This window comes from Micromonospora sp. WMMD998, from assembly GCF_029581235.1.
Classification (GTDB): domain Bacteria; phylum Actinomycetota; class Actinomycetes; order Mycobacteriales; family Micromonosporaceae; genus Micromonospora.
Genome location: NZ_CP120740.1, coordinates 3,449,442 through 3,470,607, shown reverse-complemented (window position 1 = coordinate 3,470,607; position 21,166 = coordinate 3,449,442). Strand labels below are relative to the sequence as shown.

Annotated in this window: 20 protein-coding genes; 4 read left to right on the top strand and 16 right to left on the bottom strand. The window is 74.3% G+C overall.

Annotated features, from left to right (window positions below; translation table 11 throughout):
* Window positions 1–22: 22 nt before the first annotated feature.
* Genes O7619_RS16140 through O7619_RS16125 form a run of 4 tightly spaced genes read right to left on the bottom strand, consistent with a single transcriptional unit; the run spans window position 23 to window position 4,151 of the window.
* Complete coding sequence (locus O7619_RS16140) at window positions 23–313, bottom strand: BMC domain-containing protein (RefSeq protein WP_018783793.1); 291 nt, start codon at window positions 311–313, stop codon at window positions 23–25.
* A 10-nt stretch (window positions 314–323) separates the two neighbouring features.
* Complete coding sequence (locus O7619_RS16135) at window positions 324–1,160, bottom strand: 2-amino-5-chlorophenol 1,6-dioxygenase subunit alpha (protein ID WP_282281723.1); 837 nt, start codon at window positions 1,158–1,160, stop codon at window positions 324–326.
* A complete protein-coding gene (locus O7619_RS16130; RefSeq protein ID WP_282281722.1) occupies window positions 1,153–2,136 on the bottom strand; it encodes a tRNA U-34 5-methylaminomethyl-2-thiouridine biosynthesis protein in 984 nt (327 codons plus the stop codon). Before O7619_RS16130 ends, O7619_RS16135 begins: the two co-directional genes overlap by 8 nt.
* The gene (locus O7619_RS16125) at window positions 2,133–4,151 is read right to left on the bottom strand and encodes a hydantoinase B/oxoprolinase family protein (RefSeq protein ID WP_282281721.1); all 2,019 of its coding nucleotides are present in this window, start codon (window positions 4,149–4,151) and stop codon (window positions 2,133–2,135) included. Before O7619_RS16125 ends, O7619_RS16130 begins: the two co-directional genes overlap by 4 nt.
* Window positions 4,152–4,263: 112 nt before the next feature.
* Between O7619_RS16125 and O7619_RS16120 the strand changes: the two genes are divergently transcribed.
* A complete protein-coding gene (locus tag O7619_RS16120; protein WP_282281720.1) occupies window positions 4,264–5,088 on the top strand; it encodes an IclR family transcriptional regulator in 825 nt (274 codons plus the stop codon).
* A 5-nt stretch (window positions 5,089–5,093) separates the two neighbouring features.
* On the opposite strand, the gene O7619_RS16115 is transcribed toward O7619_RS16120, so the two are convergent.
* The 8 genes from O7619_RS16115 to O7619_RS16080 form a co-directional block, all read right to left on the bottom strand.
* On the bottom strand, window positions 5,094–6,713 hold the full coding sequence (locus O7619_RS16115) for a thiamine pyrophosphate-binding protein (RefSeq protein ID WP_282281718.1): 1,620 nt from the start codon (window positions 6,711–6,713) through the stop codon (window positions 5,094–5,096).
* Window positions 6,710–7,459: an enoyl-CoA hydratase/isomerase family protein gene (locus tag O7619_RS16110; RefSeq protein ID WP_282281717.1), complete on the bottom strand. Its 750-nt coding sequence runs from the start codon at window positions 7,457–7,459 to the stop codon at window positions 6,710–6,712. The genes O7619_RS16115 and O7619_RS16110 overlap by 4 nt, the downstream gene beginning before the upstream one ends.
* Window positions 7,456–8,814 (bottom strand): adenylosuccinate lyase, encoded by a 1,359-nt coding sequence (purB, locus tag O7619_RS16105; RefSeq protein WP_282281716.1) that lies wholly within the window; start codon window positions 8,812–8,814, stop codon window positions 7,456–7,458. Before purB ends, O7619_RS16110 begins: the two co-directional genes overlap by 4 nt.
* Entirely contained in the window at window positions 8,814–10,376 is a 1,563-nt protein-coding gene (locus O7619_RS16100) for a class I adenylate-forming enzyme family protein (protein ID WP_282281714.1), read from the bottom strand. The genes purB and O7619_RS16100 overlap by 1 nt, the downstream gene beginning before the upstream one ends.
* 4 nt (window positions 10,377–10,380) lie before the next feature.
* Window positions 10,381–12,390: a hydantoinase/oxoprolinase family protein gene (locus O7619_RS16095; protein ID WP_282281713.1), complete on the bottom strand. Its 2,010-nt coding sequence runs from the start codon at window positions 12,388–12,390 to the stop codon at window positions 10,381–10,383.
* 70 nt (window positions 12,391–12,460) lie between these two features.
* Window positions 12,461–13,291 carry an ABC transporter permease gene (locus O7619_RS16090; RefSeq protein WP_282281712.1) on the bottom strand — a complete coding sequence of 277 codons (831 nt, stop codon included), beginning with the start codon at window positions 13,289–13,291 and terminating at the stop codon, window positions 12,461–12,463.
* 2 nt (window positions 13,292–13,293) lie between these two features.
* Window positions 13,294–14,121 (bottom strand): ABC transporter ATP-binding protein, encoded by an 828-nt coding sequence (locus tag O7619_RS16085; protein ID WP_282281711.1) that lies wholly within the window; start codon window positions 14,119–14,121, stop codon window positions 13,294–13,296.
* Window positions 14,118–15,041 carry an ABC transporter substrate-binding protein gene (locus O7619_RS16080; RefSeq protein ID WP_282281710.1) on the bottom strand — a complete coding sequence of 308 codons (924 nt, stop codon included), beginning with the start codon at window positions 15,039–15,041 and terminating at the stop codon, window positions 14,118–14,120. Before O7619_RS16080 ends, O7619_RS16085 begins: the two co-directional genes overlap by 4 nt.
* A gap of 414 nt (window positions 15,042–15,455) precedes the next feature.
* On the opposite strand from O7619_RS16080, the gene O7619_RS16075 reads away from it, so the two are divergent.
* Window positions 15,456–15,926 (top strand): GNAT family N-acetyltransferase, encoded by a 471-nt coding sequence (locus O7619_RS16075; protein ID WP_282281708.1) that lies wholly within the window; start codon window positions 15,456–15,458, stop codon window positions 15,924–15,926.
* Window positions 15,927–15,986: 60 nt separating this feature from the next.
* Here O7619_RS16075 and O7619_RS16070 read toward each other — a convergent pair whose 3' ends face one another.
* Window positions 15,987–16,709, bottom strand: a complete 723-nt coding sequence (locus O7619_RS16070; protein WP_282281707.1) for a hypothetical protein — start codon at window positions 16,707–16,709, stop codon at window positions 15,987–15,989.
* A gap of 163 nt (window positions 16,710–16,872) precedes the next feature.
* Between O7619_RS16070 and O7619_RS16065 the strand changes: the two genes are divergently transcribed.
* Window positions 16,873–17,400 carry a YetF domain-containing protein gene (locus O7619_RS16065; protein ID WP_282281706.1) on the top strand — a complete coding sequence of 176 codons (528 nt, stop codon included), beginning with the start codon at window positions 16,873–16,875 and terminating at the stop codon, window positions 17,398–17,400.
* Between the two features lie 20 nt (window positions 17,401–17,420).
* Here the strand turns inward: O7619_RS16065 and O7619_RS16060 are convergent, their stop codons facing one another.
* Window positions 17,421–18,434 (bottom strand): SDR family oxidoreductase, encoded by a 1,014-nt coding sequence (locus tag O7619_RS16060; RefSeq protein ID WP_282281705.1) that lies wholly within the window; start codon window positions 18,432–18,434, stop codon window positions 17,421–17,423.
* Window positions 18,435–18,584: 150 nt separating this feature from the next.
* On the opposite strand from O7619_RS16060, the gene O7619_RS16055 reads away from it, so the two are divergent.
* The gene (locus tag O7619_RS16055; RefSeq protein ID WP_282281704.1) at window positions 18,585–20,357 is read left to right on the top strand and encodes a glycoside hydrolase family 15 protein; all 1,773 of its coding nucleotides are present in this window, start codon (window positions 18,585–18,587) and stop codon (window positions 20,355–20,357) included.
* A gap of 5 nt (window positions 20,358–20,362) precedes the next feature.
* On the opposite strand, the gene O7619_RS16050 is transcribed toward O7619_RS16055, so the two are convergent.
* The gene (locus O7619_RS16050) at window positions 20,363–20,803 is read right to left on the bottom strand and encodes a PPC domain-containing DNA-binding protein (RefSeq protein WP_282281702.1); all 441 of its coding nucleotides are present in this window, start codon (window positions 20,801–20,803) and stop codon (window positions 20,363–20,365) included.
* Window positions 20,800–21,165: a hypothetical protein gene (locus O7619_RS16045; protein ID WP_282281700.1), complete on the bottom strand. Its 366-nt coding sequence runs from the start codon at window positions 21,163–21,165 to the stop codon at window positions 20,800–20,802. The genes O7619_RS16050 and O7619_RS16045 overlap by 4 nt, the downstream gene beginning before the upstream one ends.
* Window position 21,166: the final 1 nt, after the last annotated feature.

Genomic DNA, 21,166 nt, shown 5'->3' with positions numbered 1-21,166 from the left:
GTCTGGTTCTCCTAACCGGGCGTCAGTTGCCGACGAGTTGGGGGTCGGCCGCCAGCGCGCTGACGGCGTCGCAGGGGCTCGCGAAGACGATCGAACGCACCGACCGGCTCTTGGCCCGCGCGGTCTCCTCGCCGATGTCGACGGCTTCCTCGACGGTGGCGAGGTCACCGCGTACGGCGACGGCGACGATGCCGCCGCCGAGCCGGACGACCTTGGTCACCTCGACCTCGGTGGCCTTCACCATCGCGTCGACGGCGTCGAAGACGGGGGTGAAGCCTTCGGCTTCGACGAAGCCCACGGCCATGTTCCGCATGGTCTCTCCTCTAGTGGTCGGTCAGGTTCCAGGACAGGACTGCGCCGCCGGTGCCCCAGATCGGGCCGTAGGCGTGCAGGTGGGCCGGGCCGGTGGCCGCGTCCGCGCCGGCGGCGAAGGCCAGCGCCCGGAACTGGCTGTCGGCCTGCGCCTGCCGGGCGAAGTCCTCCCGCACGGCGAGCGCCTCGTCGACCTTGCCGCTGGTGAGCAGGTCGAGGATGCGGGTGTTCCACTGCTCGTGGCCGGGGGCGCCGATGCGGTCCTGGCCGGGCTCGATCCACTGTTGGAGGAGCCCGGAGGACATCCCGGTCACGACGACGACGGCGGCGCGCAGGCCGGCGTCGCGGGCGGCGGCGGCGCCGGCCCGGCCGACCTCGGCGAGGGTCCCGGCGTCGGCGTAGAGGTTGCAGGAGACCTGCGCCCAGCGGAGCTTGCGCTCCGGGTCGAGCAGCGCGGAGGTGACGATGGTGCCGGCGTCGATCGGGAACCCCTCGTAGCGGGTCCGCCGGGCCTGCAACCCGCCGGCCTGGACCCGGTCGGCCCAGCGTTCGGTGAAGTCGACGTCGAACCGCAGGTCGTAGTCGAGCAGGCCGTAGTCGTAGGCGTACCAGTTCTCGTCGACGTGCCGGCCGCGCGGGTTGGGGTCGCACTGGAACTGGTGCCCGAGGACGGTGAACCACTGGGTCGACAGCAGCAGCACCACGTCGGGGTCGAGGCGGCGCAGCCGGGCGCCGACGTCGCGGGCCCCGGCGGCGAGCGCCGACCAGCTCGGCGCCGGGTCGTCGGCGAGCAGGTGCGGCATGCCGGGCAGCAGCGCCCCGGCGACGACGCCGGTCCGGTCAGCCATGGTGGCTCCCCTCGGGCAGCCACTCCACCACCGCGTTGCCGGTGCCGATGATCGTGCCGTAGCCGAGCACGTCGCCGGCGACCTTGGGCCAGCCCATCGCGGCGAGCATCCAGGTGAGGCTGCCGGCCTTGGTCTCCGAGGCGGTCGCCTCGATGTGTTCGACGATGAGTTCGCGCAGCGGCGCGGTGGGTCCGCGCCGGATCGCCTCCAGCAGCTTCATGTCCCACCGGTACTGGTGGTTGTTGTACGGGTGTTCCCGTTCCATGTCCTCGGGCAGTTCGGGTTCCTCGTGCCAGTGCAGGTGCGACAGCGAGTTGGAGGCGAGCAGCACGGCCCGCCGGCCGGTGGCCTCGACGGCGCGCCGGGTGGCCTCGCCCAGCACCTCCATCTCCTCCAGCGAGGCGTCGGAGTAGAAGTACGGGTTGTTGTTCGCCGACAGCGACACCACCGGGATGTCCCAGGCCGGGTTCGCCAGGTGCAGGGCGCCGATGGTGGCGTAGTCGACGCGCACCCGGGGGTCCCGCATCGTGCTGGTGACCAGCCCGAGCCCGCTGGCCTCCGCGGCGATCGCCTCGCCGAGTTCGACGTCGCTGCGGAAGTCGTAGCGGTAGCGGAACAGGTGCGGGAAGATCGGCTCGACGGAGATGCCGCGCGGGTTCGGCACGCAGTTGACGTGGTGGCCGACCATGGTGATCCAGTGCGGGGCGTGGACGATGAGCACGTCGGGCTTGTGCACCTCGCGGATGCGGGCCCGCAGCCGCTCGTACGCCCAGCGCAGCGTCTCCCAGCCGCCGGTGGACCGCGGCTCGTTCTGCGGCGGGTTCTCGCCGTAGATCAGGTGTGGGGGGTGCGGGCTGAGGCAGCCGGCGACGATGCCGCACCGTGGTGGCGCGCTGGTGGTCGGCTGCGGGGCCCGGGGGGCGGTGGTGGCGCCGCCGCGGGCCGGTGCCAGCGGCACCCGGAATACCTTGCTCATGACCGTCCTTCCCCGGCGAGCACCCGCACGTAGGAACGGTCGTGCGGGGCGGTGCCGAGAATCTGGAGCCCGTCGTCGTCGAGGGCCAGTTCGTCCGCGGCCAGGGCCGCGTCGTGCCGGATCCAGGCCCGCAGCGGGGCCGGGTGTCCACCGTGGACCTCGACGAGGGTGTCCTCGGCGAGGCCGCTGCCGGGGGCCACGTACGCCAGCCGCCGCTGCCCGCGCCGGCCGGTGTAGGCCGGGTGGTCGGTGACCGTGGTGCGCAGCCAGCGCCGTTCCTCGCGCAGCCGCGCCCGGCGGGCGGTGGTCGCGGTCGCGTCGACCCGGCCGGCCGGGTCGAGCACGACGCCGTAGCGCCGCTCCGCCTCGGCGGCGGTCAGGTATTCCTGGGCGACGTCCTCGGCCACGTCCTCGGGCAGCCGCTCCAGCGGGTCGCCCCAGCCCCCGCCGCCGGCCGACTCCATGACCAGCACGTCACCGGCGCGCATCGGGAAGCCGGCGACCTTGCCGGGGGTGGCGAAGTCGACGCGCTCGCCGTCGGGGCGCCGGATGTGGGTCACGGTGGGCGCGCCGGGGCCACCGTGCCGCAGCCCGTACGGGGGGACGGTGGTCCGGTCGGTCTGCACCGAGTACGCGCCGCCGCTGGCCAGCAGGCGGGTCTCCCGGCGGCTGCCGAGCCCGCCCCGGCGTACCCCGTCGCCGCCGGAACCGGCGCGCAGCTCGCACGCCTCGACGAGGATCGGGATCTCGGTCTCCAGCCGTTCGACGGACTGGATGGTGGAGATGTCGCCGAGGTCGACGGGGTTCATCGCGCTCGGCCCGTCGGATTCGAGGAAGCCGCCGTTGCCACCCGCCGGGTAGTCGTAGTAAAGGTAGGGCCGTCCGGTGCGCTCGTCGACGCCGCCGATGAGGTTCTGGAAGGTGGTGCCGAACTGGTCGGCGGCGATGAGGTCGGGCGCGACCTGGCTGAGGGCGGCCATGACGGCCGAGATGACCCGCTTGCGGACCTCGCTGTGCGCGTTGGCCGGGGCCGGATAGCTGACGTGCGCGACGGTGCCCGGCTCGGTGAGCACCCGCAGCGGCCGGAACGCGCCGTGGTTGACCAGTCCGCCGGGGTCCAGCGCCGACTTGACCGCGATGAAGACGCCCGCGACGGTCATCGCGCGGGAGGAGTTCACCACGGCCGCCACCTGTTTCGACGAGCCGCGGAAGTCGGCCTCGATCTCGTCGCCGTCGACGGTGAGCCGGCACCGCACGATGGCGGCGTCGTAGTCCCCGTCGGTGTAGAGGTCGAGGTAGTCCTCGTAGTGGTAGGTGCCGTCGGGCAGCGCCCGGATCATGTCGCGCAGCCGCTGCTCGGTGCGGTCCATGTTGGCGGCGACGGATTCGCCGATCAGGTCGGCGCCGTGGCGGGCGACGAGTTCGCGCAGCCGCCGTTCGGCGGTGTGGCAGGCGGCGATGCTGGATTCGAGGTCGCCGCGGCGTTCCTCGGCCATCCGCACGTTGGCGAAGACGATGTCGAACGCGGCCCGGTTGGGCCGGCCCTGTTCGATCAGCCGGATCGGCGGGATCCGCAGCCCTTCCTGGAGGATCTCGGTGGCCTGGCCGGAGACGCTGCCCGGGGTCATGCCGCCGATGTCCGCCCAGTGCATGCGCACGCAGGGGAAGAGGAAGAGCTTCCCGTCGACGAAGACCGGGCTGATCAGGGTGACGTCGTTGAGGTGGCTGCCGCCGCGGTAGGGGTCGTTGACGATGTAGAGGTCGCCGGGGCGCATCTCGTCGGCGAAGTCGGCGAAGATCTCGGCGACCGAGGCCGGCATGGCGATGACGTGACCGGGCATGTCCCGGCCCTGGGCGACCATCTGCCCCTGCGGGTCGAACAGCGCGCAGGAGAAGTCCTGCGCGTCGGCGATCACCGGCGAGTGCGCCGTGCGGAAGATCGTCTGTCGCATCTCCCGGACGATCGAGATGAGACCTTCGGTGACGACTTCCAGGTCGATCGGGTTCACAGTCATGCGGATGCCTCACTGGTTCCGGTTCGCTACCGGGCTGGACCATCGGGCTGGACCATAATGTGGTCCTAGAGTTATATTATGAAACCTAGCAACCGAGAAGGTGGGAAGCAAGATGTCGTACGCCACTGACGCCGGCCCGGACGCCGGGCCGCTCCCCCGCGAGTCCGGCACGCAGGCGCTGGACCGCGCGCTCAGCGTGCTGCTCGCCTTCCGCGGCACCGAGGCCGAACGCAAGGTCAGCGACGTCAGCCGCGAGCTGGGCCTGCACAAGTCGACCGCCAGCCGACTGTTCCGCGCGCTCGCCGACGCCGGTTTCCTGCACCGCAACGAGGAGAACGGGAACTACCGGCTCGGGGTCACCGTCTTCGAGCTCGGCGCGCGCTACCTCGCCGGCCTCGACCTGCACACCGTCGCCCGCCCGCTGGTGCACCGGCTGGCCGAGGAGGAGGGCGAGAGCGTCAACCTGTCGGTCCGGGAGGGCCTCGACGCGATCTCGCTGCACGTCGTGCAGGGCACCCGCAACCTCCAGCTCGTCTCCCGGCTCGGCCGGCGCATCCCGCTGTGGTGCAGCGCCGCCGGCAAGGCCCTGCTGATCGACGACGACGAGGCGGCGCTGCGGGCCATGCTCGCCACCGCGCCGTTCACCGCCCTGACCGGCAACACCATCACCGACCTGGACACGTTCGTGGCCCGGATGGCGACCGTCCGGCAGCAGGGCTGGGCGCTCAACGACCAGGAGAGCGAGGAGGGCCTGCGGGTCGTGGCCGCCCCGGTCCGCGACCGCCACGGCCGGGTCACCGGCGCGATAAGCGTCTCCGGCCCGATCTTCCGGCTCGACGAGACCCGGGTGGCGGAGCTGGCCGCGGCGGCCCGCCGGACCGCCGACGAGCTGTCCCGCCAGCTCGGCCACGGCTTCGGCGACGTCTGGGGCGACTGACCCGGTCAAAACTTTTCCTGCACCACGTCGGGGCGGATCCGCACGTGCAGCACCGCCGGCCCGGCCAGCGGCAGCACCTCGTCGAAGGCCGCCCGCGCGCCCGCCGGGTCGGTGACCGTCCACGCCGGCAGGCCGAGCGCGCGGGCCACCGCCGCGAGGTCCCGTTCGGGAAAGCGGGCCAACGCCGGGTCCACCCCGCGCGGGGCCAACTTGCGCACCTCCGCGCCGTACGCGGCGTCGTCGAGCAGCACCAGCAGCACCGGCGCGCCGACCCGGGCCAGGGTGTCCAGCTCGCCGAGGCCGGTGAGCAGGCTGCCGTCGCCCTCGAAGGCGACCACCGGCCGGTCGGGCCGGCCCACGGCGGCGCCCACCGCGAACGGCAGCCCGACGCCGATGCTGCCGAACTCCCACGGCGCGAGGAACGACCTGTCGGTCGCGGCCGAGTCGAGCAGCAGATTGGGCCAGCCACCGAAGTGACCGACGCCGACCACCGTGGTCCGCTCGCGCGGCAGGCGCTCGGCGCAGATCCGGATGAATTCCCGGGGATCGATCCGGCCCGGCCGGGACCCGATGTCCAGGCCCGCGAACGGGTCGGCGACCGCCAGCTCGGCGGCCAGGTCCGGGCTGCGCCATTCCGGACGGGCCACCGGCGTCAGCGCCGCCGACACCGCCCGGGCCGTCTCCCCCGCGTCGCCGACCACCCCGGCGGCCACCGGCCAGCGGGCCCCGATCGCCGCCGGGTCGACGTCCACGCCGACCACCACCGCGTCCGGGAAGAGCGCGCCGTGGTCGGCGGTCCACCGGTTGAGCCCGGCGCCGAACGTCACCACCAGGTCCGCCCCGGCCAGGGTCCGCCGGGTCAGCGGCCGGGACAGCCCGCCGGCCACCCCGAGGTCGTACGGGTGCCCGGTGAACAGGCCGGCGGCCATCAGCGTGGTGGCGAGCAGGGCCCCGCTGCGGTCGGCGAGTTCCCGGATCGCGGCGGCGGACGGTTCGGCGCCCCGGCCGGCGAGCAGCACCGGGCGGCGCGCCGACCGCAGCCGTCGCGCCAGCGCCTCGACGTCGGCCGGATCCGGCACGAGCGGGCGCGGCGCGCGGGGCACCGCCGGCGGCGCGAGCACCGGGCCGGGTGGCACCGGCGCGTCGGCCAGGTCGATCGGCACGTTCAGCACCACCGGGCCGGGCATCTCGCGGGCCGTCCGGAAGGCCAGCCCGACGTCGCGTACGGCGGTCGAGGCGGCGGCCACCGGCACGAACGTGCCGGCGGTCGCCAGCGCGTACGGCTGCTGGTCGAAGTGCTGCACGTGCAGCGGGTCGCCGGGCGGGGTGTCGCCGGCGACCAGGACCAGCGGGGTGCGGGCCTGCCGGGCGATGGTCAACGCCGCGCCGGCCACCGCCAGCCCCGGCCCCTGGGTGACGGTGGCGACCGCGCACCGGCCGGTGCTGCGGGCGTACCCGTCGGCCATCATCACCGCGGCGTTCTCGTTGCGGGCCGCGACGAACCGCACGCCGTACCGCTCCACCAGGTCGGCGACGAGGAACATGTTGGCGTCGCCGAGCAGGCCGAACACGGTGTCGACGCCGTGCGCGACGACGGCGTCGGCGATCGCCTCGAAGACCTTCACCGCGCACCCCCGTCGAGGTACTCGCCCGGCGGGCGCAGCGCCACGCCCAACGCGCCCAGGTAGGAGTCGTTCGCCACCGCGTCGAACCGCGGGCCGGCCAGCCGGGCGGCGCGTTTGGTCATCGACCGGCCGACCGGCGAGGTGGCGAGCAGCCGGTCGGTGACGCGGTCGACGGCCTCCGGCAGCCCGTCGGCGTCGACCACGCCGGTGACCAGGCGCAGGTCCCGCAGGTCGGCCGGTTCGATCCGCTCGCCGAGCAGCAGCCAGCGCTTGGCCAGGTCCGCGCCGACCAGGTCGGCGAGGATCGCCATGCCGCTCCAGGTCAACGGGATGCCGAAGGTCACCTCGGGGAAGGTGAGGTACGCGCTGTCGGCGGCCACCCGCAGGTCGCTGGCGAGCCCCAGCACCGCGCCCGAGCCGATCGCCGGCCCGTTGAAGGCGGCGACCGTGGTCTGCTCCAGCCGATACCAGCGTTCGACGAGTTCGGCGGTGCGGCGCTGCACGTGCATGGTGGTCCCGGCGTCGAGGCCGGCCAGTTCCCGCAGGTCGGTGCCGGCGCAGAACGCCGTTCCCGCGCCGGTCAGCACCACCACCTCGACCGTGTGGTCCCGGAAGAGGTCGTGCAGCACGTCCTCGAAACGGGCGAGCATGGCGAGGTCGAAGCTGTTGCGTCGGGACGGCCGGTTCAACGTCACCCGGGCGAGTCGCCCGGATCGGTCCAGCAGCACGGACTGGTCAGTGGTCATGGTGACTCCGAGGTCAGAAGGGCCCGGTCGACGAGCGCGGCGGCGTGCCCGACGTACGACAGCGGGTCGAGCAGCCCGGCCAGGTCGGCGCCGGGCAGGGCGGCGGCCACCTGCGGGTCGGCGCGCAGCACGTCGGCGAACGGCCGGTTCTGCTCCAGGCTGTCGCGGACGATCCGCATCACCAGGTGGTGGGCCTGTTCCCGGCCCAGCGGCTCGGCGAGGCGGAGCATGACCGCCTCGGAGAGCACCAGCCCGCCGGTGAGGTCCAGGTTGGACCGCATCCGGTCCGGGTTGACGCCGAGGTCGCCGAAGACCTCGACCAGCCGTTCCAGCGCGCCGCCGATGAGGATGAAGCACTCCGGCAGCAGCTTCCACAGCGTCATGCCGACGCCCATGTCGCGGTCGTCCTGGGCGACCATGGTCTGCAACGCCAGCGGCACCTGGGCGCGCAGCGTGCCGGCGGCGGCGATCACCGCCTCGCACCGGATCGGGTTGCGCTTGTGCGGCATGGTGCTACTGCCCACCTGGGCGGCGCGCTGCGGCTCGTACGCCTCGCCGACCTCGGTGCGCCCGAGGAAGTAGACCTCCCGGGCCAGCTTCTCCGCGCTGGCGGCGACCAGCCCGAGGACCATCAGGCACTCGGCGAACCGGTCCGACGTGGCGTGCCACGGGGTGTCCGCGACGCCGAGGCCGAGTTCGTCGGCCACCGCGCGTTCCAGGGCGAACGCCTGCGGGCCGTAGCCGGCCATCGTGCCGGCCGCCCCGCCCATGCTCGTCACCAGCAGCCGGGCCCGCATCTGGGCCAGCCGCGTCCGGTGCCGTTGCAGCTCGCTCTGCCACACCGCGCAGCGCAGCCCGAACGTGGTCGGCAGCGCCTGCTGGCCGTGGGTGCGGGCCGGCATCGGGGTGGCCCGGTGCCGCAGCGCCAGCCGGCGCAGGACGCGCACCAGCTCGTCGACCTGGCGCGCGACGATGTCCAGGCCGGCCCGGGCCCGCAGCACGAACCCGGTGTCCATCACGTCCTGGGTGGTCGCGCCGAGGTGGACGTAACGGCCGGCGTCGTCGGAGCAGGCGGCGGTCAGCGCCCGGACCAGCGGCACCAGCGGGTGCACGGTGTCGGCGGCGTCGGCGGCGAGCACCGCCGTGTCGAGCCGGTCGAGCCGGGCCGCGGCGGTGATGGCCTGGGCCGCGGTCGACGGGATGACGCCGAGGCCGGCCTGCGCCCGGGCCAGGGCCGCCTCGACGTCGAGCCAGGACTGCATGAGCTGGCGGTCGTTGAAGACCCCCCGCATCTCGGCGTTGCCGAAGAAGCTGGTGACGGTCAACGAGTCCAGGAAACACGAGCCGAGTTGCATCAGCGCTCCTCCCCACCGGTGAGCAGGCCGAGCGCGGCGCGCCGGTCGACCTTGCCGGACGGAAGCAACGGCAGGCCCGGCACCGCGCGGATCAGCGTCGGCACCTTGTGCCGGGCCAGCCGCGCGGCGGCGGTCGCGGCGAGCCGGCCCGGATCGGCCTCGGCGCCCGCGGTGGCGACGACGAGCGCGCCGACCTCCTCGCCCCAACGCGGCGACGGCACGCCGAGCACACACACCTGGGCGACGGCCGGATCGTCGAGCAGTGCCGCCTCCACCTCGGCCGGGCTGACGTTCTCGCCGCCCCGGATGATCAGTTCCTTGACCCGGCCGGTGAGGGTGAGGACCCGGTCGCCGTCGAGCGCGCCCAGGTCACCGGTGCGCAGCCACCCGTCGTCGGTGAGCGCGGCCCGGGTGGCGACCGGGTCGTCGAGGTAGCCGGCGGTCACCGACTCGCCGCGTACCAGCAGCTCGCCGGGCTGCCCGGCGGGCAGTTCGGTCCGGGTGCCCGGCGCGACGACGACCGCGCACAGGTCCGGCACGATCCGGCCCACGGTGCCGCCGGGCGGGCCGCAGCTTCCGTCCCCGGGGTCGACGCTTATCGTCGGCCCGGCCTCGGTCTGCCCGTAGATCACCGCGACCCGGTCCAGCCCGAGCACCCGCCGGGTCCGGGCGAGCAGCCCCGGCGCGCACGCGGCGCCGCCGAGGAAGCCGACCCGCAGTGAGGACAGGTCGAAGCGCTCCGGCGCGGACTCGACGGTGTCGGCGAGCATCGCCGCCATCGTCGGCACGACCTGGAGCACGGTGCAGCGGTGCCGGGCGATCTGGGCGAGCACCGGCGCGGAGCGGAACCGGCGGACCGACACCCACAGCGCCCCGGTGACAAGCGCCAGCACCGCGCCGCTGCCGAGGCCGGCCGCGTGTGCCAGGGGCAGCGGCGAGGCGATCCGGTCGTCGCCGCCGAGCCGGGCGGCGTCGGCCGTCCAGCGGGCGTTCGTGACCAGGTTGCGGGCGCTGAGCGACACCATCTTGGCCGGGCCGGTCGAGCCCGAGGTGAACTGGATGTTCAGGCTCGCGTCGGGGTGTCCGGCCGGGGCCGGCGCCGGGCCGGTCCAGCCGGGCAGCCCGGACAGGTCGTCGCCGAACGTGTGCCAGCCGTCCGGGCGGGCGTCCGGCGGCAGGGCGGCGACCGCTTGCGCGGCGGTGGCCCCGCCGTCGCGGTCCCGCACCCGGTCGGCGACGAAGAGCCGGCGGGGGCGGCTGCGGACCAGCGCCGTGGTGAGTTCCGCGGCGGTCAGGCCGGGATGCAGGGTCACCAGCGCGGCGCCCCGCCACGCGGCGGCGGCCAGCAGGACCAGCCAGCCGAGGCCGTTCTCGGCCCACACCGCGACCCGGTCGCCGCGACCGACACCGAGCGCGGCGAGCACCGCCGCGCCCCGGCCGGCGAGGTCGGCGAACTCGCCGGCCGAGACCGGCCGGTCCCCGTCGTCGAAGGCGTACAACGGACGGTCCGGTTCCTGGGCGGCGCGGTCCAGGACGGTGGCGTCGAAGGCGGGCGGGATCACCGGATCACTCCTTGACGAGCAGCAGGTTTCCGTGGTCGTCGACGGTCGCGGTCCACCCGGCGCCGACCACGGTCGTGCTGCCGTTCTCGCGGACCACCGCCGGGCCGGGCACCGCGCAGCCGGGGGCCAGCTCGGCGCGCCGCCGGACGGTGGCGTCGACCCAGCCGGCCGCGCCGTAGATCCGGGTGCGCCCCGGCTCCGAGGACGCGCCCGCCGGGGGCGCGAAGCGTACGGCGGGTCGCGGGCCGAACGCGGTCAGCCGGCAGTTGACGATCTCGGCGGGGTGCCCGGACCGGGCGTACGCGTACCGCTCGGCGTAGGCGGCGTGGAACGCCTCCACCAGCTCCTCGGCGGTCGCCGGCACGTCGGGGACGGGCACGGCCAGGTCGAACGACTGGCCCCGGAACCGCATGCCGACCGACAGGCCGAACGTGACCTCGTCGGGTTCGACCCCGTCCTCGGCCTTGAGCTGGGCCCGCGCCGTGTCGCGCAGCTCGGCCACGGCGTCGCGGACGGCGGCCAGCCCGGTCTCGTCGGCCGGCACCAGCACCGTCCGCACGTAGTCGTGGCGGGCCTGGGCGGTGACGAAGCCGAGCGCGGAGAAGTTGCCCGGCACCGGCGGCACCAGCACCCGGCGGATGCCCAGCTCGTCGGCGAGCGCGGTGGCGTGCATCGGGCCCGCGCCGCCGAACGGCATCAGCACGAAGTCACGCGGGTCGTGGCCGCAGGCGACCGAGATCTCCTTGATCGCGCTCGTCATCTTGACGGTGGCGATGGTGAGAATGCCGTGCGCCAGCTCCAGGTCGTCGAGGCCGAACTCGGCGGCCAGCCGGCTCATCGCCGCGCGGGCGGCGTCGACGTCGAGGCGTACCTCGCCGCCGAGGCTCTCCTGCGGGTCGAGGTGGCCGACGACCAGGTGCGCGTCGGTGGTCGTCGGCTCGGTGCCGCCCCGGCCGTACGCGGCCGGACCGGGGGTCGAGCCGGCGCTGCGCGGCCCGATCCGCAGCTCCCCACCGAGGTCGCGCCAGGCGATCGAGCCGCCGCCGGCGCCGATCGTGTTGATCTCGACCTGGAAGGTGCGGTTCGGGTAGCCGGCGATCTTCCCGTCGTTGGTCATCAACGGGGCGCCGTTCTTGATCAGGCAGACGTCGGTGCTGGTGCCGCCGATGTCGCAGGTGATCACGTTCGGGTAGCCGGCCAGCCCGGCGACGTGGACGCTGGCGGCGACCCCGCCGGCCGGGCCGGACAGCGCCAGGTTGATCGGCAGCCGGCCGGCCTCGTCGGTGGAGACGACCCCGCCGCTGCTGGTCATGATCGACAGCGGCTGGGCGTAGCCGCCGTCCGCGAGCGCGGTGCCGAGCCCGCGCAGGTAGTCGGCGACCGTCGACCGGACGCTCGCGTTGAGCACGGTGGTCGCGAACCGCTCGTACTCGCCCTGCTCCGGCACCACGTCCGAGGAGATCGTGCAGACCAGCCCGGGGTGACGTTCGGCGAGCCGGGCGGCGGCGGCCCGCTCGTGCGCCGGGTTGCGGTAGGAGTGCAGCAGGCAGACCGCGACGGCGGTCGGGCCGGCGGCGGCCACCCGGTCCAGCACGGCGTCGAGGTCGGCGGGGTCGACCGGGCGCACGACGCTGCCGTCGGCGCCGATCCGCTCCCGCAGCACGTGCCGCAGCCGGCGCGGGACCAGCGGCGGGCGCGCCGCCTCCTTGACGCTGTAGAGCTGCGGCCGGTGCCCCAGCCCCATCTCCAGGACGTCCCGGAAGCCCTCCGTGGCCACCACGCTGACCGGCTCGCCGGAGCCCTCCAGCAGCGCGTTCGTCACCCGGGTGGTGCCGTGGACGAACCGGTCGACCTCGTCGAGGCGGACGCCGAGCTTGGCCAGGCCCTCGAAGATGGCCGCGGCCGGGTCGTCCGGCGTGGACAGGGTCTTGGCCTCGGCGAGCCGGGCGGTGGCCGGCTCGTACACGATGACGTCGGTGAAGGTGCCACCGATGTCGACGCCGATGCACAGCATGGCGAGCCTTTCGCTAGTGGTGGGCGCGCGGACCCGGGCGGCCGTCGGGCCGCCGGCACGGTCGGTCGGATCAGAAGGTGACGCCGTAGCGGCGCAGGGTCCGGCTGGTGACGGCCCGCAGGATCCAGTCGAAGAGGTAGCCGAGCAGGCCCAGGGCGATGATGCCGACGAAGACCCACTCCGTCTTGGCGTAGTTGCGGGCGGTCCAGATGAGCGAGCCGAGACCGCTCTGCGCGGCCACGATCTCCGCGGAGACGATGGTCAGGAACGAGTTGCCCATGGCCAGCCGGGCGCCGGTGACGACGTGCGGCACGGTCGACGGCAGCACCACCGAGACCAGGGTGCGGGCCGGATTGGCGCCGAGCGCCCGCGCGGCCCGCAGCCGCAGTTCGTCGACCGACAGGACCCCGGCGAGGGTGTTCAACGCGACGATGAAGACGGTGGTGTAGAAGATCAGCGCGATCTTCGACGCCTCGCCCGGGCCGAGCCAGATGATCGCCAGCGTGACGAAGGCGATCGGCGGCACGAACCGGAAGAACTGGATGTACGGGTCCACCATCAGCCGCAGCCACGGCACGCAGCCCATGAGCAGCCCGACCGGTACGCCGATCACCACGCCGAGCGCCCAACCGGTCAGGATCCGGGTGGAGGAGGCGCTCACCGAGCTCCACAGCGTGCCGTCCTGCACCAGGTCCACCGCGCCCCGCCAGGTGAGCAGCGGCGACGGCAGGAAGAAGGCGGTGTAGTTGCGGCTGACCAGGTCCCAGACGACGACGCCGAGCAGCACCGACAGGACCGACAGCCCGACCCGGGTCAGCCGGGGACCGGGCCGACGCCGGCGGGCCGGACCGGGGGTGTCCCGGCCGGTCCGCTCCGCCACGGTACGTACGTCCACGCTCATGGTCACGCCTCCCTGTCGCCGCCGGTGGGCCGGCCGTCGTGCCCGTCGTCCAGCCCCTGGGCCTGCAGCGTCCGGGCCACCTCGGCGCCGATGTCCTCGCGCAGCCGGCGGAAGAGCGCGGCGCTCGCCGGGTCGGTCAGGTCGCGCGGGCGGGGCAGGTCGCACGGGTAGACGTTCTTGATCGCCGCGGACGGTCCGGCGGTCATCGTGACGATCCGGTCGCCGAGCAGGATCGCCTCGCCGATGTCGTGGGTGACGAAGACGATGGTGGCGCCGGTCTCCCGCCAGATCCGGTCGAGTTCGACCTGCATCACCAGCCGGGTCTGCGCGTCGAGCGCGCCGAACGGCTCGTCCATCAGCACCACCGACGGCTCGTTGGCCAGCACCCGGGCCAGTTGCGCGCGCTGGCGCATGCCGCCGGAGAGTTGGCCGGGGAACCGGTCGGCGCTGTGGCTGAGCCCGACCATGGCCAGGTAGCGGTCGACCGCGGCGGCCCGCTGCGCCTTGCCGACGCCCCGCATCCGCGGGCCGAAGTCGACGTTCTGCCGCACGGTCAGCCACGGGAAGAGGGCCTCGGCGCTCTGGAACACCACGCCCCGCGACACGTCGGGGCCGGTGACCTGCGCGTCCGCGCAGGTCACCGCCCCGCCGGCCGGCCGGACGAAGCCGGCGATCGCGTTGAGCAGCGTCGACTTGCCGCAGCCGCTGGGGCCCAGCAGGCAGACGAACTCCCCACCGGCGATGTCGAGGTTCGCCTCGCGCACCGCCTCGAAGTCGCCGAACCGGATGTCGACGTCGCGCACCGAGACCGGGGATCCGGAGCGGTTCACGCCACCCCCCGGACCATGACGTTCCCCGCGTCGACCTTCTCGTTCACGATCTTGTTGTCCAGTTGGAACTGGGCGATCTCGTTGTAACGCTTGATGTCCTCGTCGGTGAAGTCACGGACCTGGCACTGCACGCCCTTGAGCAGGTTCTGCGCCTCGGCCGCCGGCACCTTGATCGCCTTCTCGGTGACCGTGCCGGCCTTGGCCGGGTCGGCGGTGAGCTGCTCGCACGCCTTGCCGACCGTGTCGACGACCTTCTTGGCCGTCTCCTTGTTGGCCTCGTACCAGGCGCCGTCGACGCCGATCACCAGGTTGTAGACGTACCCGATGTCGCCGCTGGTCAGCAGCACCTTGCCACCGTTGGCGACGCCCCGCGAGGGCCACGGCTCCCACATGATGTAGCCGTCGATGTCGCCGCGCTGCAACAGCGCCGGCATCTCGGCGGGTGAGGCCTTGACGAACTCGACCGCGTCGCGGCTGATGCCCTTGTTGTCGAGGACCTTGTTGGTGGCGTACTCGTTCACGGTGCCCGGCACGACGCCGTACTTCTTGATGCCGGCGACGTCGGTGATGCCGGAGCGGGCGACGAGCTTGATGAAGTCGGGGGACTGCGAGAACACCGCGAGTCCCTTGATGTCACCACGGGCGGACCGGTTGAGCAGGCTCGACTCGGTGCTGGCGGTGACCTGGCCCTGCTTGGCCAGGATCGCGTCGAGCCCGCCGGTGCCCTCCTGGTACTGGGTGACGGTCACGTCGAGGCCGGCCTCCTCGAAGAGCTTCTCCTGGTCGGCCAGGTAGATCGGCGAGTAGGCGGGGTCGACCCCGACCCCGAAGTTCACGGCGGCTGCGGGCGCGCCGCTGTCGCCACCGCCGGGCTCCCCGGCGGACTGGTTCTCGGAACACGCCGACACGGCGACGGTCATCAGCAGGGCTGTGGCTGCGGCCCGCACTCGCACTCTCATAGCTACCCCAGACTTCAGTGGCTCATATTGTGGTCTTGGTTGCTTAATGTGGGACGCTACTGTGAGCCGCTTTACAACGTCAAGAGCCTCATCAGATGACCTGTAGACACAGAGAGTAGGCAGACTCGGCCGGATTCCCCCATCGCACCGCTCACGCATCGGGGCGAGAGCACCCAAGGAGCGCCTGAACAGTCGGCTTGTCACCGCGAATCCGAAATCTCGGTCGCCGGTGAGCCAACACGAGGCGGTCACTGAAAGTATCGAAGGGCGGCAACGACCCGCGTTTCGTCACCCGGCCGTTACGTGACGGCTCCGGCCCGCGCTCTCCTCGAGAATCGGCTTGGGAAAGCCCCCGGCAACTGCCATGATCGCGCGATGCCCGACATCGCCATCCGGCCCTACGCCGAGGACGACTGGCCGGCGATCGCGCGTATCCACGACGCCGCCCGGCTCGACGAGCTGCGCGGCTCCGCCGGTGTCGACGCGTTCCGCACGCTCGCGCAGACCGCCGACGCCGAGGGACTCTTCGACGGTCACGTGTGGGTCGCCGAGACCGCCGGACGGGTGGCCGGCTTCGTCGCGCTCGCCGACGACGAGGTCACCTGGCTGTACGTCGATCCGCAGCGCTACCGGCAGGGGATCGGCCGGGCCCTGCTGCGGCACGCGCTGAGCGCCGCCGGACCGCGGGTGGAGGTCACCGTGCTCGACGGCAACCCGGCCGCCCTCGCGCTCTACGAGAGTGAGGGCTTCACCCTGACGCAGACCCGGACAGGCCGGCTCGCCGGCAACGAAGCGTTCCCCGCGACCGGACACATCATGCACCGGACCGCGACCGCGCCGGCCTGAGCCCCGACATCGTCCTGGGCGCGACCGTGCCTCCGGCACACCGCACCGGGCGGGCCGCGGTCAGGTGCGGTCGACGACCAGGTCGGAGACGCCCGCGACGGCGTCGATGTCGTACCGGTCGGTCGCGGCGGCCCAGCCATCGGGCGTCCACACCGTGCCACCGGCCACCCCCGTCCGGTCGACGCCGTCCACGCTCACCCGGCCGGCCCCGCCCGCGGCGCGCACCCGCACCGGCGCGTCGCCGGCGAGGTGCACCAGCAGCCGACTCGCCCCGCCGGTCATCGACAGCCGCACGGTGCCCGCGGCGGGCGGCAGCGTGACCTCGGCGCGGCTCACCCCGGCGGTCAGCTCGACCTCCTCGATCCGGCCCTCGCGCAGGTCGAGCACCTCCTCCTGAGCGCCACCCGCGAGCCGGACCCGCCATCGCACGTCGTCGTGCAGCGCCACCTCGACCAGCGCCGGACCCGCGCCGTCGGTGGCGGCCAGGCCAGCGGTCACCGTGCCGTCGGACCCCGACACCGCCGGCCGGACCTTCGCCTCCGCCGGCGTCGACACCCGGTACAGGTCGTCACCGAGGTCGGCGGTCCGCACCCGGACCACGTCCGCGCCGTCGACAAGCACGAACACGGCGGTACGCCGGTCGCCCCGGTCCGCCACCGCCGTGTGAGGTTCGTCCGCGCCGGGATCGGTCCGCTCCCGGCCGGCGTCCCGCGACTCGCCCGACCGGCAGCCGCCCACGAGGGTCACCCCCAGGAGCAGACCGACGATCACCCCACCGGTCACGCGCCCGCACATTCGTCGCCTCACGGCACTGCTCCTACCCCGTCACGGCCCGATCGACGCCTCGGTCGCCACCGGGATCGGTGGACCCGTGCCGACCCGGTCCGGGACACGCGGCGGGGCGCTCCGCCGTGTAGGGGCCCGGCCCGGCGGGTAGCTCACGTCGATGGTGTGGAAGAACCCGGCGGACCTGTTGCGTCTGCTCGTCGTCGCGTTGCTCGTCTACCCCCTGCTGGTGGTCATCCTCCGGGTGTCCGGCAAACGGACGCTGTCCAAGCTCAACGCGTTCGACTTCGTGGTCACGGTGGCGCTGGGCTCGACGCTGGCGACGATCCTGCTGTCCCGGGACGTCTCCCTGGTCGAGGGGGCCCTCGCGCTGGCCCTGCTGGTCGGCCTCCAGTACGCGGTCGCGCTGCTCGCGGTCCGCTGGCCGCCGTCGCAGCGGCTGCTCAAGGCCCGGCCGACCCTGCTGCTGCGGGACGGACGGCTGCGGCACGAGACCATGCGCAGCGTACGGGTGGCGGAGAGCGAGATCCGGCAGGCCGCGCGCAGCCAGGGCACCGGTGACCTCGGTGACCTGGCGGCGGTGGTGCTGGAGACCGACGGGAGCCTCAGCATCATCACCCGCGCCGGCCTCGGCGACGGCAGCTCCCTCGTCGACGTGCCCGACGCGCACGCGCGGCCCGGCGGGTGACCGCTGGTGGCGTCGGCGGGTCAGGTCCGGCGCCAGGCGAGGACGCCGGCCGCCGTGCCGAGCACGCCGGCGGCCACCCCCACCCGGTGCCGGGAGAGCCACGCCTGCGGGCTGCGCCCGTGCGACCGGGAGGAGAAGTCGCCCCGCGCGCCGTAGTCGCGCCCGCCGGGCCCGTCGAGGGGGTGCCAGAGGTTGTTCGGCCGGTCGTGGTCGGCGGGGCGGCCGGTCTGCTGGGACCGGTAGCCGGTGCGGGCCAGGTAGCGGTCCAGCAACCCGGGGGCGACCCGGTTGCCGAGGATGGTCAGCGCGGTGGAGGCGCCGACCCAGTACTCGCGCCGGCCGGGTCGGTCCGCGGCGCCGACGATCGCGCGGGCGGCCACCTCCGGCTCGTAGATCGGCGGCACCGGCTCGGCGTGTCGGGGCAGCCGGGACAGCAGCCAGTCGAACTGCGGGGTGTTCACCGCCGGCAGGTGCACCATGGTCACCTCGACGTGGCTGCGCTCGTGCATCAGCTCGCACCGCAGTGACTCGGTGAACCCGACGATGGCGTGTTTCGCCCCGCAGTAGGCCGCCTGCAGGGGGATGCCCCGGTAGGCCAGCGCGGAACCGACCTGCACGATGGTGCCCCGGTCGCGGGGGGTCATGTGGGACAGCGCGACCCGGGTGCCGTGCACGTAGCCGAGGTAGCTGACCTCCATGGCCCGGCGGAACTCCTCCGGCCGGGTCTGCTGGAACGGCGCGAAGACGGAGCTGAAGGCGTCGTTGATCCACAGGTCGATCGGCCCCAGTTCCGCCTCGATCCGCCGGCCGGCGTCGACGACCTGGTCGTAGTCGGCCATGTCGACCTCGATCGGCAGCGCCCGGCTGCCGGCCTCGCGCACCTCGTCGGCGGCGGCGTCGAGCCCGACCCGCCCGCGGGCCAGCAGCGCGATGGCGATGCCGCGCCGGGCCAACAGCCGTACCGTGGCGCGGCCGACGCCCGCGCTGGCCCCGGTCACCACCGCCACCTGGATGTCCTGCCGCCGCCTGCCCATCTCGTCTCCCGTCGTCGAGTCCTGCTGCCCGCACTACCCGTCGGCGCCCGGCCCAGTCATCCCGGCGGGGCCGATTCGGGTCGCCCGCGTGTGTCAGGGCGGGCCGGGCGGGTACCGCACGCCACGGACACCGACGAGAGGGGCGACACCATGGCCGCAGCGGGCACCGACCAGCCGGCCGGCGGCACCACGCCGGCGGTGCTGCGGGACTACGCGCTGCTCGGCGACGGACACCGGGGCGCGCTCGTCGGCCCCGGCGGCGACGTCGCCTGGCTGTGCGCGCCCGGCTGGTCCGATCCGGCGGTGTTCAGCGCGCTGCTCGGCGGGGCGGGCCGGTACCTGGTTGCCCCGGCGGCGGACCGGTTCGTCTGGGGCGGGCACTACGAGCCGGGCTCGCTGATCTGGCGCAGCCGGTGGGTCACCGGGGACGGGATCGTCGAGTCCCGGGAGGCGCTGGTCTTTCCCGGCGAGGCGGGCCGGCTGGTGTTGCTGCGCCAGGTCCACGCGTTGCAGCGGCCGGCGCGGGTGCGGGTGGTGCTGGATCCGCGGGCCGGCTTCGGCCGGGAGCCGGTGCGGGATGTGACCCGCGACGGCGAGCGGTGGCTGGCCCGCACCGGCGGGCTGCACCTGCGGTTGCGGGGCGGTGGCCGGCTGCACCGGGACCGGCAGGGCTTCCTGGCCGGTGAGCTGACGGTCCCGGCGGGCGGCCGGCACGACCTGGTGCTGGAGGTGGCCGCCGGCCCGCTCGACCAGCCGGGCGAGTCGCCCGCGGAGCTGTGGCGCGCCACCGAGCAGAACTGGGCGTCGGCGGTCCCGTCGCTGGACGGGCCGGCCGGCCGGGACGCCACGCTCGCCTACGCGGTGCTGCGCGGCATGACCCGCCCGGGCGGCGGCATGGTCGCCGCCACCACCACCGCTCTGCCGGAACGGGCGATGGCGGGCCGCAACTACGACTACCGGTACGCCTGGATCCGCGACCAGTCGTTCGCCGGCCAGGCCGCCGCGCTGGTGGGCCGGTACGACCTGCTCGACGACGCCGTCGCGTTCCTGACCGACCGGGTGCTGGCCGACGGCGACGACCTCGCGCCGGCGTACACGGTCGGCGGTGGGCCGGTGCCGCCGGAGCGGGAGCTGGACGGCCTGCCCGGCTATCCGGGGGCGGGGGCCCGCACCGGCAACTGGGTGCGCGGCCAGTTCCAGCTCGACGCGTTCGGCGAGGTGCTGATGGTGCTGGCCGCCGCGCAGCGCCGCGACCGGCTCGACAGCGACGGCCGGCAAGCGATGCGGGTGGCGGCCGAGGCGATCGAGCGGCGCTGGGCGCAGCCGGACGCCGGGATCTGGGAGCTGCCGCCGCGGCAGTGGACGCACTCGAAGCTGACCTGCGTGGCGGGGCTGCGGGCGGCGGCGGGTACCGCGACGGCGGGGCCGGCCGCGCGCTGGTCGGCGCTTGCCGACCGGATTCTCGCCGACGCCGCCGCGCACGGGCTGGCCGCGGACGGGCGCTGGCGGCGCGCGTACGACGACGACCGGGTCGACGCCGCGTTGCTGCTGCCCGGCATCCGGGGAGCGCTTCCGCCGCAGGATCCGCGCACCGAACGGACCCACCGGGCAGTCGTCGCCAACCTGGCCCAGGAGGGCTACCTCTACCGGTTCCGTCCGGACCGGCGACCGCTCGGCGACGCCGAGGGCGCGTTCCTGCTGTGCGGGTTCGCCGCCGCGCTGTCCGCGTGGCAGGCCGGCGACGCGGTGGGCGCCAACCGGTGGTTCGAACGCAACCGGGCCGCCTGCGGCCCGCCGGGCCTCTACACCGAGGAGTACGACGTGCGGCAGCGCCAACTGCGCGGCAACCTGCCCCAGGGGTTCGTGCACGCGCTGATGGTGGAGACCGCGGTGACGCTCGGCCAGGTGGAGCCCTGCCGCTGAGCGACCTACCGGCCTGCTCCGGCGATGAGCGCCAGCCCGGTCTCCGGGTCGACCCGCTTGGCCAGTTCGGGGGCGACCTCGGTGACGATCACCTCGAGCGTCGGCCACACCCGGGCCGAGAGCAGGTGACCGCCGACGGTGCTGCCGTCGGAGCGGCCGAGCACGGCGTGCACGTGCAGGACCGGCTCGCCGTCGCGGGCGGCGACGTCCCCGACCAGCGACAGCACCTCCACCTGCTCGCGGACCGGGATGGGCCGGTAGTCGCCCCGCTCCCGGTCGAACCAGCCGACCTCGGCCTCCTGGAAGCCGCCCACGGCGGTGACCCGGCCGGCGCGCAGGTCGTGCCGGCGCAGCGCGTCGCCGATGGCGGTGACCGGCTCGTCGCCCTTGTCACAGACGACGACCAGCACCCGGCCGGTCGGCTGGTGTAGTTCCTCGGTCCTCACGGCTTCTCCTCTCGTGCGACGGTCGCGCCCAGCGCCGCCCAGGCGGCGGCGACGGCCGCGTCGGCGAGCGCGGCGTGTCGCTGCCGCCGGTCGACTGCGGCGAGGGCGAGGGCGGTGAGCGCGTGGACCCCGTCGACCGCCGCGCCGGCGGCGAGCACGCCCGGCGCCGGCCACCGGAGGACGACCGCGGTCTGGGCGAGGTGCCGGGCGCCCAGCACCCGCAGCGTCGCCGTCGCGGCGGTGGTGGTCGGGCCGACCGGCCGCAGCAGCGCGCCGGGGGCGAGCAGCAGCAGCGCGCCCCAGGCGAACCGGCCCGTCACCGCCGCGCCGCGCAGCGTCCGTCCCGGTCGTCGACGTCCCACG

Coding starts and splice junctions, on each gene's coding strand:
- O7619_RS16090 (WP_282281712.1), bottom strand. CDS start 13,291: ATGAGCGTGGACGTACGTACCGTGGCGGAGCGGACCGGCCGGGACACC.
- purB (WP_282281716.1), bottom strand. CDS start 8,814: ATGCAACTCGGCTCGTGTTTCCTGGACTCGTTGACCGTCACCAGCTTC.
- O7619_RS16095 (WP_282281713.1), bottom strand. CDS start 12,390: ATGCTGTGCATCGGCGTCGACATCGGTGGCACCTTCACCGACGTCATC.
- O7619_RS16130 (WP_282281722.1), bottom strand. CDS start 2,136: ATGAGCAAGGTATTCCGGGTGCCGCTGGCACCGGCCCGCGGCGGCGCC.
- O7619_RS16055 (WP_282281704.1), top strand. CDS start 18,585: ATGGCCGCAGCGGGCACCGACCAGCCGGCCGGCGGCACCACGCCGGCG.
- O7619_RS16135 (WP_282281723.1), bottom strand. CDS start 1,160: ATGGCTGACCGGACCGGCGTCGTCGCCGGGGCGCTGCTGCCCGGCATG.
- O7619_RS16065 (WP_282281706.1), top strand. CDS start 16,873: ATGGTGTGGAAGAACCCGGCGGACCTGTTGCGTCTGCTCGTCGTCGCG.
- O7619_RS16125 (WP_282281721.1), bottom strand. CDS start 4,151: ATGACTGTGAACCCGATCGACCTGGAAGTCGTCACCGAAGGTCTCATC.
- O7619_RS16060 (WP_282281705.1), bottom strand. CDS start 18,434: ATGGGCAGGCGGCGGCAGGACATCCAGGTGGCGGTGGTGACCGGGGCC.
- O7619_RS16120 (WP_282281720.1), top strand. CDS start 4,264: ATGTCGTACGCCACTGACGCCGGCCCGGACGCCGGGCCGCTCCCCCGC.
- O7619_RS16110 (WP_282281717.1), bottom strand. CDS start 7,459: ATGACCACTGACCAGTCCGTGCTGCTGGACCGATCCGGGCGACTCGCC.
- O7619_RS16140 (WP_018783793.1), bottom strand. CDS start 313: ATGCGGAACATGGCCGTGGGCTTCGTCGAAGCCGAAGGCTTCACCCCC.
- O7619_RS16080 (WP_282281710.1), bottom strand. CDS start 15,041: ATGACCGTCGCCGTGTCGGCGTGTTCCGAGAACCAGTCCGCCGGGGAG.
- O7619_RS16075 (WP_282281708.1), top strand. CDS start 15,456: ATGCCCGACATCGCCATCCGGCCCTACGCCGAGGACGACTGGCCGGCG.